At 58.0% G+C, this 11,231-nt stretch carries 10 protein-coding genes; 5 read left to right on the forward strand and 5 right to left on the reverse strand.

Features of this window, described 5'->3' with window-relative positions:
- The first annotated feature begins 229 nt into the window (after positions 1–229).
- The 4 genes from ACYVDE_RS06990 (at position 230) to mdh (ending at position 5,534) form a co-directional block, all read left to right on the forward strand.
- Complete coding sequence (locus ACYVDE_RS06990; protein WP_460500768.1) at positions 230–484, forward strand: hypothetical protein; 255 nt, start codon at positions 230–232, stop codon at positions 482–484.
- Positions 485–777: 293 nt separating this feature from the next.
- On the forward strand, positions 778–1,641 hold the full coding sequence (locus ACYVDE_RS06995) for a GLPGLI family protein (protein ID WP_460500769.1): 864 nt from the start codon (positions 778–780) through the stop codon (positions 1,639–1,641).
- 97 nt (positions 1,642–1,738) lie between these two features.
- The gene (locus ACYVDE_RS07000) at positions 1,739–4,432 is read left to right on the forward strand and encodes a TonB-dependent receptor (RefSeq protein ID WP_460500770.1); all 2,694 of its coding nucleotides are present in this window, start codon (positions 1,739–1,741) and stop codon (positions 4,430–4,432) included.
- A 154-nt stretch (positions 4,433–4,586) separates the two neighbouring features.
- Positions 4,587–5,534, forward strand: coding sequence for a malate dehydrogenase (mdh, locus tag ACYVDE_RS07005; RefSeq protein ID WP_460500771.1), 948 nt, complete (start codon positions 4,587–4,589; stop codon positions 5,532–5,534).
- Positions 5,535–5,605: 71 nt separating this feature from the next.
- Here mdh and ACYVDE_RS07010 read toward each other — a convergent pair whose 3' ends face one another.
- Both ACYVDE_RS07010 and ACYVDE_RS07015 read right to left on the reverse strand, forming a co-directional pair.
- Entirely contained in the window at positions 5,606–6,571 is a 966-nt protein-coding gene (locus ACYVDE_RS07010) for a hypothetical protein (RefSeq protein WP_460500772.1), read from the reverse strand.
- A 134-nt stretch (positions 6,572–6,705) separates the two neighbouring features.
- On the reverse strand, positions 6,706–7,368 hold the full coding sequence (locus ACYVDE_RS07015; RefSeq protein ID WP_460500773.1) for a helix-turn-helix domain-containing protein: 663 nt from the start codon (positions 7,366–7,368) through the stop codon (positions 6,706–6,708).
- A 163-nt stretch (positions 7,369–7,531) separates the two neighbouring features.
- Here ACYVDE_RS07015 and ACYVDE_RS07020 point away from each other — a divergent pair, with 163 nt between their 5' ends.
- Positions 7,532–7,933 carry a hypothetical protein gene (locus ACYVDE_RS07020; RefSeq protein ID WP_460500774.1) on the forward strand — a complete coding sequence of 134 codons (402 nt, stop codon included), beginning with the start codon at positions 7,532–7,534 and terminating at the stop codon, positions 7,931–7,933.
- Between the two features lie 184 nt (positions 7,934–8,117).
- On the opposite strand, the gene ACYVDE_RS07025 is transcribed toward ACYVDE_RS07020, so the two are convergent.
- The 3 genes from ACYVDE_RS07025 to ACYVDE_RS07035 form a co-directional block, all read right to left on the reverse strand.
- On the reverse strand, positions 8,118–9,038 hold the full coding sequence (locus ACYVDE_RS07025; protein ID WP_460500775.1) for a hypothetical protein: 921 nt from the start codon (positions 9,036–9,038) through the stop codon (positions 8,118–8,120).
- Between the two features lie 63 nt (positions 9,039–9,101).
- The gene (locus ACYVDE_RS07030) at positions 9,102–10,013 is read right to left on the reverse strand and encodes a rhomboid family intramembrane serine protease (protein WP_460500776.1); all 912 of its coding nucleotides are present in this window, start codon (positions 10,011–10,013) and stop codon (positions 9,102–9,104) included.
- Positions 10,014–10,079: 66 nt separating this feature from the next.
- Positions 10,080–10,874: a rhomboid family intramembrane serine protease gene (locus tag ACYVDE_RS07035; protein WP_460500777.1), complete on the reverse strand. Its 795-nt coding sequence runs from the start codon at positions 10,872–10,874 to the stop codon at positions 10,080–10,082.
- Positions 10,875–11,231: the final 357 nt, after the last annotated feature.

Consider the following 11,231-nt stretch of genomic DNA (forward strand, 5'->3'; position numbering starts at 1 on the left):
GCATGCACGCAGCCCGAATTAAAATTTGCATCGACCGACATAATCACAGAACCATCCTCACTTAGACCACCGCCAATAATTCACCATTTATTCCTTCATTGTCGGCATTGTGCTGGGTTGCCTGCCCCTATGCAGTAATTGGCAATAGCAAGAACTGCTGCCACGCAAAAATCTTGAACCGATTTCCTGCAAAGAGTCGGAAATCATACTTTAACTCTTTTCTTTTTCCATGAAAAAAAACTTGTTCTTCGCGGCGCTGCTTTGCAGCATTTCTTTTGCTGGAAAAGCAGCTACTAATGAAACGAAAGCAGCTGGTCTGGCCAAGAAGCCAACGGCTGCTGCTGTCAAGCCGGCCCGCGTAAAATATTTGTATGAAATGACATTCGATTGCCCGAAGCAAGGATGGTCTATCCCGGTAGTTGGCTACACTCGACAAGAAATGGCTAACGCATACATGTTCTACCAGACCCACTTAGACTGCTAATTGTGTAGCCCTTCTGCTGGCTACTACTTGCCTATGGCCTTTGCTGGCAGAAGGGCTACCTTAACTCTTATTTTGCGATTTTCGCTGATACAAAGAAGATATTCAGAATTTCCCCCATGTAGAAATCATATTCACGTCTCGTCAGCCGTGCAATTTGGTTGATTTTATTCAGCAATATGCGTCTACACATCGTTCCGACGACTCTCTAAACAGCTTAAAAACAAATAATGGCGCGCTGCGAAACACTTGCTGCCAAATGCCCCACTGTTTCGCACTCAAGAACCACATACTATATGAACCCGGGTAAGCTCGCATTTTATTTTACATTTATCACATTTTCCGCTTTATTCAGGCTTGACGCAATTGCTCAGCCTGCTCTCACGACCCAATCGACGGCTTGCTTGCGTGCAATTTATCAGCTGGACTACAAACCCGATTCGGCGGTAAATACTCCCAAGCGCGTGCAGATGATTTTGCGAATCAGCAGCGGTATTTCTCGTTTTGAAAGCACGGGCAAGTATATTCTTGACAGCGTTTACACCAGCTTAAAAGGTGTACCCGAGATGGAGAGGCTAAAAAGGGCGCTTGATGCACCACAGCAAGCCGCGAAAAACGAATTGCGCTATACCATTTTAAAGAAGCCGGGGGCAAACTGGGTTTCCTACCACGACGTCATCGGCCTAGAAGACTATCAATATCAGGAGGCTTCTTCCCTGTTTGCCTGGCGCATTGGGCCAGGCAAGAAGATAATTGCTGGACATAATTGCCAGCAAGCTTACACTACCTTCGGCGGTCGCATGTGGGAAGGGTGGTTTGCACGTGACATTCCCGTCAGCGACGGCCCGTATAAATTCTACGGCTTACCGGGGCTTATTCTACAAGTGCGAGACACGCACGATAACTACGTTTTCACCCTGCTGAACGTAGACCTTAACCCGTCATCATTTGATGTTACTACTGAATTAGAAGCCCCATTTTCAGCTAAATCGTCGGCACCTATTATTTCAAAATCTAAATTTGAGCAATCTAAGCGCAACGACGAATTGACGCTATTGAACCGCATGGCAGCCAATGGCAACAAGGTTCCAGAAAGTGCACAGCAAAATTATCTGGCGAAATTAAAGCGGCGGAATAATCCACTGGAACTAAAGCAATAAATTTCCGGAGGATAGGAAAAGACAGCGTGTGGTAAGCAGCGAAGCACCGGAACAATCTAAAAGAGTCGAAATATCCTGACCTGTGCCAAGCATAAGAATGTGCCCTGCCTGGCCTACCGTTCTGTACCTGCTCATACTGCTGGCGCTGGCCTGCCACAAAGCCGCGGCCCAAACCACGCTCACGGGCACGGTGCGCAACGCAGCCGGCCAGCCGCTGGAAGGTGTTCTGCTCGAAGCCGAAACGAAAGCCCAGCCCCCGGCTACTGCCTTCGTTATTTCAACAGCCGATGGCAGTTTTAAGCTGACATTGGATGCCAAGCCCGCCAGCGACTCGCTGTACCTCCACGCCCGCGCCCTGGGCTACGCCACGCAGCTGCTACGGCTGGCCAACCGCAGCCAGACCGTGCCGCTGCGTATGCAAGCCGGCAGCACGCAGCTGCGGGAAGTGACGGTGCAAGGCGCGCCCATTACCAAGCAGGGCGATACGCTGAGCTACAAGGTGAGTGCCTTCGCCGGCAAGCAGGACCGCGTGATTGCCGATGTGCTGAAGAAGATGCCCGGCATTGAGGTGGACGGCGATGGCCGCATTTCCTACGAGGGCAACCCCATCAACAAGTTCTACATCAACGGGCAGGACTTGCTGGAAGGCCGCTACACGCTGGCCAGCAATAACCTGCCGGTTGGGGCCGTGCAAAGCGTGCAGGTGCTGGAACGCCACCAACCCATTCGGGCACTCGGCGGCCAGTCCCGGCCCGAAGAAGCCGCCCTCAACATTAAGCTGACCAAAAAAGTAACGGCTACCGGGCAGGCCCAATTGGGTGGCGGATGGGGTCCGGCTCCGCTCGGCGCGCTCTGGAGCGCCAACCTCTCGCCCATGTTGTTTGCCGGACGGCAGCAGCTGCTTGACTCCTATCAGGCCAACAATACCGGCGAAGATGTATCGGCACAGCTCAAGCCTTTGACAAATGGCGACTTGCCGCGCAACAGCGACTTCAGCAGCCAGAAACCCGACCTGACGCACATCCAAGGGCTGGGGTACCCGCTGGTGGGTGTCAGCCGCTACCTTTTCAACCGGGTACAGCTGCTGAGCGCCAACCACCTCATTCCCATCAGCCCAGAGAACCAAGTGCGGGTGAACGCCTCTTACCTGCACGACGTGCAGACGGCCAGCGGCGGCACCAAGACGCAGTTTTTTCTGCCCAACAACCGCACCGTAGCGCTGACGGAGGACAAGCAGAATCGTGCGTCGTTCAACAACCTGCTGGCCGACCTGGCCTTCATCAAGAACGAAAAGCGCTACTACCTGAAAAACACGTTGAGCCTGGACGCCCGCTGGGACTTCCAAACCGGTGACCTCTACCGGGCGGAAACTGGCCTGCACGTAGCCCAGCAGGCCCGCAACCCTTTTATGGCCATCAGCAACCGGCTGGGGCTGGTGCGGCCGCTGCCAGGCGGGCAACTCCTGCAAGTGTCGTCGCTCACGCTTTTCAACAACAGCCCGCAGCAGTTGGCCCTGAGCCCGGGGCCGTTTGCGGCGCTGCTCACCGGCGGCGTGGCCTACGACTCGGCCCGGCAACAGGCCCGGCAAGCGGCGTTTCGTACCACTAACTCGGCGGGCTTCACGCTAAACCGCGGCAACTGGGCTTACTCGGGTCGGGTGGGCTTTTCGCAGGAAATTCAGCGGCTGACTTCGGCCCTGACTACCAGCGCCGAGCCTGCTGCCACCGGCCCACCACTGCGCAACGACCTGCATTGGAACCGGAGCCGGTATTACCTCGAGCCCAACCTGAGCCGCCGAACCGACAGCTGGGACCTGAGCCTGAGCCTGCCGGTGAGTTACTACGATTTCCGGGCCACCGATGCGGCGCTCGAAGCCGGACAGGATTTACACGTAGTAGTGGCCGAACCGACTCTGAGCACGACCCGTACCTTGGGCTCGCGTTGGCACGTGTCGGCCGATGCGGGGCTGAGCAACAATTTTGGCGACATCAGCCAGCTGAGCTACGCGTACATCCTGCGCGACTATCGCACCCTGCAACGCAGCGCGGCTCCCTTGTCCCGCACCCAAACGCAACGTTACTCCGGCGGCTTTTTTTTCCAGAACCCGTTGAACTCGCGGTTTTTCTACGCCAACTACACCTTCAGCAGTGCACTTAGCAACCGGCTCTACAGCAGCCGGGTGGAAACTAGCGGTGCCCTGACTAACGTGGCGCTCGACGAAGACAGCCGCGCCAGTACGCACCTGCTCAACGCCAACATCAGTCAGTTCATCAGCCCTTGGAAAACCAACCTGAGCCTGCAGCTCATTGGCAGCCTGCGCCAGCAGCCGCAAGTGCTGAACGACCAACTGACCCAAACGCGCATCCAGAACGGCACGGCCAGCCTCAAGGCCAATGTATCGGCTTTTGAATGGGGCAGCCTGGAGTATAACGCCGTGCTCACGGCCCTGCGCAGCGCCGTGGCCGATGGGCCCGCCACCGCCACCGCGCTAGTGCAGGAGCACCACGCCAGCACCAGCCTGTTTCCGGTAGGCGGACACCAGCTCACGCTCAGCGGCGACTACTACAACAGCCGCGGCCCGGCCCCCACCGTGCAGGCCCTGTTTGCCGATTTACTCTACCGCTACACCATGCCCACCAAAGGCCGTAAAATTGACTGGGAGCTGCGCTGGAGCAATATTTTCGACACGCGGCAGTACCAGTACAGCTTCGTGAGCCCCTTCCAGCTGGCCCAGACCACCTACCAGCTGCGTCCCACGCAGGTGCTGGCTTCGGTGCGGGTGTCGCTGTAAAGCGGGATGCCCCGAAATTATATTTCGGCCCATCGGGCACGTTTTGCGCGCACGATTGCACCACCGGGCCGAAATGAAATTTCGGGGTACTCGTTGTTGCGGCTCCCGGCCGTACTTTTGCGGCCGTATTCCCCCAACAACCAACCACTCTCCTATGAAAGTTACCGTAGTCGGAGCCGGCAACGTGGGCGCAACCTGCGCCGACGTGCTCGCCACCCGTGAAATCGCCAACGAAATTGTTCTGGTTGACATCAAGGAAGGTTTCGCCGAAGGCAAAGCCCTCGACATCTGGCAGAAAGCCCCGATTATCGGCTACGACTCGCGCACCGTGGGCGTGACCAACGACTACAGCCGCACGGCTGGTTCCGACGTGGTGGTGATTACCTCGGGCCTGCCCCGCAAGCCCGGCATGACCCGCGACGACCTGATTTCGACCAACGCCGGCATCGTGAAATCGGTGACCGAGCAGGTGGTAAAATACTCGCCCAATGCCATCATCATCATCGTGAGCAACCCGCTCGACGTGATGACCTACCAGGCCCACCTCACCTCCGGCCTTGACCGTACCAAGGTGTTCGGCATGGCCGGCATCCTCGACACGGCCCGCTACCGCGCCTTCCTGGCCGAAGCCCTGAACGTGAGCCCCAAAGACATCCAGGCCGTGCTGATGGGCGGCCACGGCGACACCATGGTGCCCCTGCCCCGCTACACCACCGTAGGCGGCATCCCCGTTACCGAACTCATTGGTAAAGAAGAGCTGGACGCCATCGTGGCCCGCACCACCAACGGTGGCGGCGAGCTGGTGAAGCTGATGGGCACTTCGGCCTGGTACGCGCCCGGCGCGGCCGCGGCCCAAATGGTGGAAGCCATCGTGCGCGACCAGCGCCGCGTGTTCCCCGTGTGCATCAAGCTCGAAGGCGAGTACGGCATCGACGGCGTGTACCTGGGTGCCCCGGTTATCCTGGGCAAAAACGGCATCGAGAAAGTAATCGAGCTGCAACTCAACGACGAAGAGAAAGCCCTGCTCGAAACCTCGCGCGGCCACGTGAAAGAAGTGATGGACGCCCTCGACAAGATGAGCGCCGCCCAGCCCGCTGCTTAATCGCAGCGTTTAGAAGTTCACAGAAAAGCCCCGCCGGACATTCCGGCGGGGCTTTTTGTTGGTCAACCGTTTTACTGCGCTACCCCAAACCGTCCGTTCCTCACATCCAGTACGATGGTGCGCTGACTAAAGGGCGCGTTGCCCAGCATGCCGCCCATGCCCGAGAAGCGCGTGAGCGTGCGCTGCACGAAGGTGGTGCCGTCGATATAGGTGACGGTGTGCAACGGTACCGTGGAAGCCCCGAATTGCATGGCCGCATCGGTGGCTACGGTGTGCGCGGTCAGGGTTTTGCCCCAGGAGTTTACGGGCACGGCTTGGGCTTGAGCGGCGGGCTGAGCCATTTGCTCCCAGTTGGCCTGCGAGGTAAGCAGGGCGAAGGCACTGCTGCCCGAGTCGAACATCAATTCCTTTTCCTGGCCCTGCAGGCCCACTTTCAGCAGCACCCGCCGCTCCTTGAAGCTCATGGGCACGAAGGTGGCGCGGCGGGCGAGGCTGTCGGGCATGTCGTTGCGCAGCCTGAATTGCTGCCGGGCGTAGTTGATGACCAGCACGCGGCCGTCAAGCACATCGGTGCCCAGCGTGCCGATAATGAACGGCTCGGCCGGACTGGCGGGCAGCTGCGCGGCGCTGGCGTAGGGCCGCACCCAGATGCGGCGGGCTTTAATGGGGCGGCCGCCAAGGGTAAACTGAAAATTACGCACGGAGTCGCCTGACGCGGCCAGCGTGGCGCGGGTGGCTGGGTAGTTGGCGCGCAGCACCGCTAGGGCGTTGGACTTGAGCAGCGAGTACGGCGCGCCGGTATCGAACTGCAGGTAACAGGTGCGCGGGCAGCCGGCGATGCTGACGGGCACCAGCAGCGCCGCGTGCGGTAGCTCGGGCGTGGCTTCCCACACGAAGGAAGTGGCGGCGGGCAGCTGCGATACCACCAACTGATTGGCCGGCGCCTGAAACTGCTTGCGGAAGTAGAAATAGCCGCCGATGCCGCTCAGCAGGAACAGGGCGAAAATGGCTAGCAGGATTTTGGCGAGGACTTTCATGGATGCAGAAAGAAGGGGTGGAAGACTGGGGCAAACCTACCCGGCCTTCTACCCTACTCCCTGCGCCATTGGGACGACATTTTGCCGCCACTTCATTCAAGTCACTGACTTTAAATCAGTAACAAACCATTCGACTACAATCGAACGGGGTAAATATCGAGCCGTCCTTGCCGTAGCAGCCATTGGTTGTAGCCAACGACAACCACATTAATCAAGTATGTGAGCACGAAAACGCCCAGAAATACGCCCTTCAGCCGCACCCCGAGATAGAAGAAAAAAGCCGCCTGCAGCAGCAGCACCATCAGGTAGCTGAAGAAGCTGGCCACCTGCCACAGCACCTGAAACCCAAGTACCCGCCGGCCCACTTCGGCGGCGTGGGCGGTGTCGTGGCGGTGCTTGCGCCAGAGCAGGTAGGGCACCAGCAGGTTGAGAAACGGGAATACCAGCAGGCACAGCGCGCTCAGGTTGAGTAGCTGCAGCACGTGTGGGTCGGCGGGTAGCGCCGAGTTGGCGGAAGCCGCGGCCGGTGGCGGCGCGGTGGGGAGCGGCACACTTATCGCCGTGGCTTCGCGGGGAGTCGCTGCCACTCCGGCGGCGGGCGCGGGTGGGGCCAGCAGCGCATCAAGGGGTACGTCGAGGGCCGTGGCCAATGCCTGCATAGTGTGGCCGCGCGGCACGGTTTCGCCCTGCTCGACTCGCTGAATGGTGCGCAAACTCACGCCTGACTGCTCGGCCAGCAGTTCCTGCGAAAGCCCTTTGCTTTTACGGATGGACAGTATGCGCTCGGCAGAAAACATGGATGCAGCTAAAAAAACGGAACAGGACCGGGTAAATATATGACTGCGAAGCACAAGCCATTTCCCGCCGTTTGATGCCCCGGTAAGCCGTGGAACATAAGCTCAGCCCTGTCTGAAAATATGTTTACTTTGCAATATTCCCGCCTATTAGCTGACCTACTCCATGAAAACCACCCTCACCAATTCGTTCGATAAAGTGTTTCTAACCATCGAATTGGATGAGGCCAACCAGTGGATTTACAACAACTGGACGGGCGTACTCCCCACCGATAAGGTCATTCAGGGCTGCCAGGCCACCATCGACTTCCTGCGCGAAAACCGCTGCGCCCACATGCTCAACGATAACCGCGAGGTTATCGGCTCGTGGAACTCGGCCAACGACTGGATTGCCACCAACTGGATGCCGCAGGTACTGGCGCTGGGACTGAAACGCTTCGCCCACATCGTGTCGCCGGGTATTTTCGGGCAGGCCTCGGCCGAAGAAATGGTGACGCGGGTGGGCAATCAGCTCGAAATTCGGCTGTTTAAGGATGTGGAACTGGCCAAGCAGTGGCTAAGCGCCTAGCCAAGCCCGCTACTGCTGGCGGGCGCGGAATGGTGAGAAGTCAGCTGCAATGCTCACGTAATCAAGGCAAATAAGGAAGCTGCTACCTGCCTTGCTTCTCTAGTGTTACGTTATTGCAGGGTAGTCCCAATAGCATAGATGAATTCTCATCCAGCGCCTTACTTCTACGGATTCTTAGTAATCCTTAGCGCGACCACAGTTCATCGAACGGGCGGTAATACGTTAGCAATACTTGCTGCAGGTCGGGAGTGTTGGCGGCGAGCTGGTAGAAGTTTGAAGAAGGCACTTCGGCAGCGGCCAGAAACAAATGACAGGGGTGTAGCGACCAACTCAGCCCGTGCCGACGCGTCGACGATGTTAGCCGCAATGCCTGCTCGAATTCTACCGTAAGCGGCAGCGAGCCGACATTCTCGTTTGCCGTCCCGATTCGATGCTGTTCGTAAAAGGTCTGCCGCGCTTCAGCATCCGCAAAGAACATGCTGGTGAGCGAGTAAGCATAAGGCATGGTGCAATCGGCCAAAAACACATGCAGTGTTGAAATATGGTCGTATCCCAAATCGATTGCTACTTCCCGGGACCGGGCAATCAGATTCTGCAGGGTGGGACCGAAATCTGCCTGTAGTTTCTTGCCGGTCAACAACGTCAGTAAAGCCAGGCCATCGCTGGGCATGCCATCATGTTCGCGGGGCACGAGGTTGGTTACCAGCGTGACGGTCGCAAATATGACCAGCAGGAACATAAACAGCTTTATTGAGCCGTGCAGGTCGAGCACCAGCGCTCCGTAAAAGCCAATTGCAGCAATTACAAAAGTCACTCCTACACCGCCTAAAATCATGATTACCCGTTGGGCGGAGGTCATGTTCTGGCTGCTGGGCACGCACATTCCGCCCGACCAATTCAGGCTCCACTTCTTCCAGTAGAATTCCAGCAATCCAATCTGTACACGCCACGAATGGTCGCGGTCGCCATAAGAGCCTAAATAAACAGTCACCTTAGCACGCGTGAAGAGCAGCGCGGGCACAGCATGCCCCAACTCGTGCAGTAGGATAACCACGGGCAATACGACCAGCCTCGTTATCAGCAGGAAGCACAAAAAGAAAAGCATAAGCGCAGGGCACCAATTCAGCCGACCAATTACCGCTGAGCTACGTCGACTGGCCGCCGCATCCTACTGCTGGCTGGCGCGGAATAGCTTCTGCTTCTCCTCCTTGCTCAGGCTTTCGTAGCCGGAGCGCGAAATCTTGTCGAGAATGCGGTCGATTTCGTCCTGCAAAGGCTGGTCGGGAGCGGTGGGCTTGCGGGCCGCGCCGCTGGTTGAGGCTGCCACTGGCGCCGGGCGGCGCTCGCTGCGGTTCACGCGCATGGTGGGCTGGCGGCTGGTGAGGCGACTGAACCAGTTGCCCACGGCCTGCACCGGCCGGCCCAAATCGCGCCCGGCCTGCAGCTGCCGAATGAACACGAAGCCCAACAGCGCTCCACCGAGGTGGGCAATTTCGCCGCCGGGGTTGCCGCCATTCACGCCGGCCAGCGAGATGAGCACCACCACGGCCGCAATCCACTTGATTTTGACCGGGCCGATGAGGATGAGCATGAATGTGTAGTCGGGCAGTAGCGTGGCCCCGGCCACGATAATGGCCGTAACGGCCGCCGAAGCGCCCACCATTGGCGTGCCCAGGCCCGCCTGAAACGCCGGCACAAAGTTGTAAGTCAGCAGGAACAACACAGCCCCGGCCAGCGCCCCCAGGATGTAGATGCTCACCAGCCGCCGGTCGCCCAGATACTCGCGTATCAGCTGGCCGAAGTAGTATAAGTTCAGCATGTTGAAGAGGATGTGAAAAAACTCTTCGTGCGTGAAAGCGTAGGTAAGCAGCGTCCAAGGGTGGCGCAGCAGCACCGGCAGCAACGACGAAATCTGCAACTGTGCCGTCACCGTGGGGTAGTAACCGATGGCGCTGCTGAACTTCAGGATGAACTTTAGCAGAATCAGGGCGGCAAATACCAGCACGTTCAGCCAGATAAGCTGCATCAGGGCGTTGTCGCGGCGATTGAAAGTGCTGCGGATATCTTGAACAATGCTCATGAATCGCGGAGTGTAAACGATGAATAACGGCCGGCGCGGCGCGCCCGCCTTCTGCTAAACCAACGGCTAGTAAAACCGTTCGCGGCGGCCTTCCCAGTATTTCACCACAAAGAAGCCGATGAGCATACCGCCGAGGTGGGCAAAGTGGGCAATGTTGTCGCCGGGCACACGATGAATGCCCACATACAACTCATACATGGCATAAAAGAAAACCAGGTACTTCGCTTTTATGGGAAACGGAATGAACATTCGGTAAATTTCCGTATTCGGAAACAGGTAAGCAAAGGCAAACATCAGCCCGAACAACGCTCCCGAGGCGCCCAGCATGCCACCACTACGCGAGTTCCAGGTATCAGCCACGGCTTGGTCGACGTTGCGGGTCGCAGCGGCGATGTATTCGGCGTTGTTGGGCTCCTGCACCAGCGCCTGGGCCAACGGCTCGTAGCCGGAGGCTTCTGGAAAAGTAGTGCTGAAGAAATGGTCGTAATCGCCGCCCGTGGGCGACCGGTGAAACTCCTGCCGCGCCACTTCCATGCGGTGCAGTTCGTAGCCGCGCACGCCCTCGTAGATGAGGCCTGCTCCCACGCCACAAATTAGCCAGAAGGTGAGGAACCGCGACGCGCCCCACCGGTCTTCCAACATGGGCCCAAACACAACAAGGCCTATCATATTAGAAATCAAGTGCCCCCAGCCCGCGTGCAGAAACATATAAGTGAAGAACTGCCAAGGAAAGAAGTACGGCGAACCAACGGGATACAGGCTGCCGACCTGCGTGAGCAACGGCAGCAGGCTTTGCTGAGCTACCAGAAAAAGGACGTTCGCGATGAGGAGGTTGCGAACGGTAGGCGTGAGATTGAACATGCTTCGGAGAAAACGCCCGCATGTGCGGGCGGGCAATAGAGATGTAGCGGGCGCAAAACTAGAACGCTTGGGATGCGCCCGCAGTAGAGACGCATATTTGCGTCTCGTCGTTGAACAGAATCGTTCGGTAATTCAAACGGAATTGCTCAATGGTTTGACCGCGCACCGTTCAGCGATGAGACGCAAAATGTTGCGTCTCTACTTACGGAAGAAGTCGGCCAGCTGCTGCCCGTCGAGTAGCACCAAGGTTTTGCGGCCGTCGGGCGTGTAGCCGGGGGTTTGGCAGGCGAAGAGGCGGTCGGCCAAGGCGCTGAGCTCGGACTCGGGCAGGCGGGCGGCGGCCGTGTTGGCGGCCAC

The organism is Hymenobacter agri, from assembly GCF_054778495.1.

What these genes read in the sequence shown, in the direction of transcription:
- ACYVDE_RS06990 (WP_460500768.1), top strand. Translation starts at nt 230, where the DNA reads ATGAAAAAAAACTTGTTCTTCGCGGCGCTGCTTTGCAGCATTTCTTTT.
- ACYVDE_RS06995 (WP_460500769.1), top strand. Translation starts at nt 778, where the DNA reads ATGAACCCGGGTAAGCTCGCATTTTATTTTACATTTATCACATTTTCC.
- ACYVDE_RS07000 (WP_460500770.1), top strand. Translation starts at nt 1,739, where the DNA reads ATGTGCCCTGCCTGGCCTACCGTTCTGTACCTGCTCATACTGCTGGCG.
- mdh (WP_460500771.1), top strand. Translation starts at nt 4,587, where the DNA reads ATGAAAGTTACCGTAGTCGGAGCCGGCAACGTGGGCGCAACCTGCGCC.
- ACYVDE_RS07010 (WP_460500772.1), bottom strand. Translation starts at nt 6,571, where the DNA reads ATGAAAGTCCTCGCCAAAATCCTGCTAGCCATTTTCGCCCTGTTCCTG.
- ACYVDE_RS07015 (WP_460500773.1), bottom strand. Translation starts at nt 7,368, where the DNA reads ATGTTTTCTGCCGAGCGCATACTGTCCATCCGTAAAAGCAAAGGGCTT.
- ACYVDE_RS07020 (WP_460500774.1), top strand. Translation starts at nt 7,532, where the DNA reads ATGAAAACCACCCTCACCAATTCGTTCGATAAAGTGTTTCTAACCATC.
- ACYVDE_RS07025 (WP_460500775.1), bottom strand. Translation starts at nt 9,038, where the DNA reads ATGCTTTTCTTTTTGTGCTTCCTGCTGATAACGAGGCTGGTCGTATTG.
- ACYVDE_RS07030 (WP_460500776.1), bottom strand. Translation starts at nt 10,013, where the DNA reads ATGAGCATTGTTCAAGATATCCGCAGCACTTTCAATCGCCGCGACAAC.
- ACYVDE_RS07035 (WP_460500777.1), bottom strand. Translation starts at nt 10,874, where the DNA reads ATGTTCAATCTCACGCCTACCGTTCGCAACCTCCTCATCGCGAACGTC.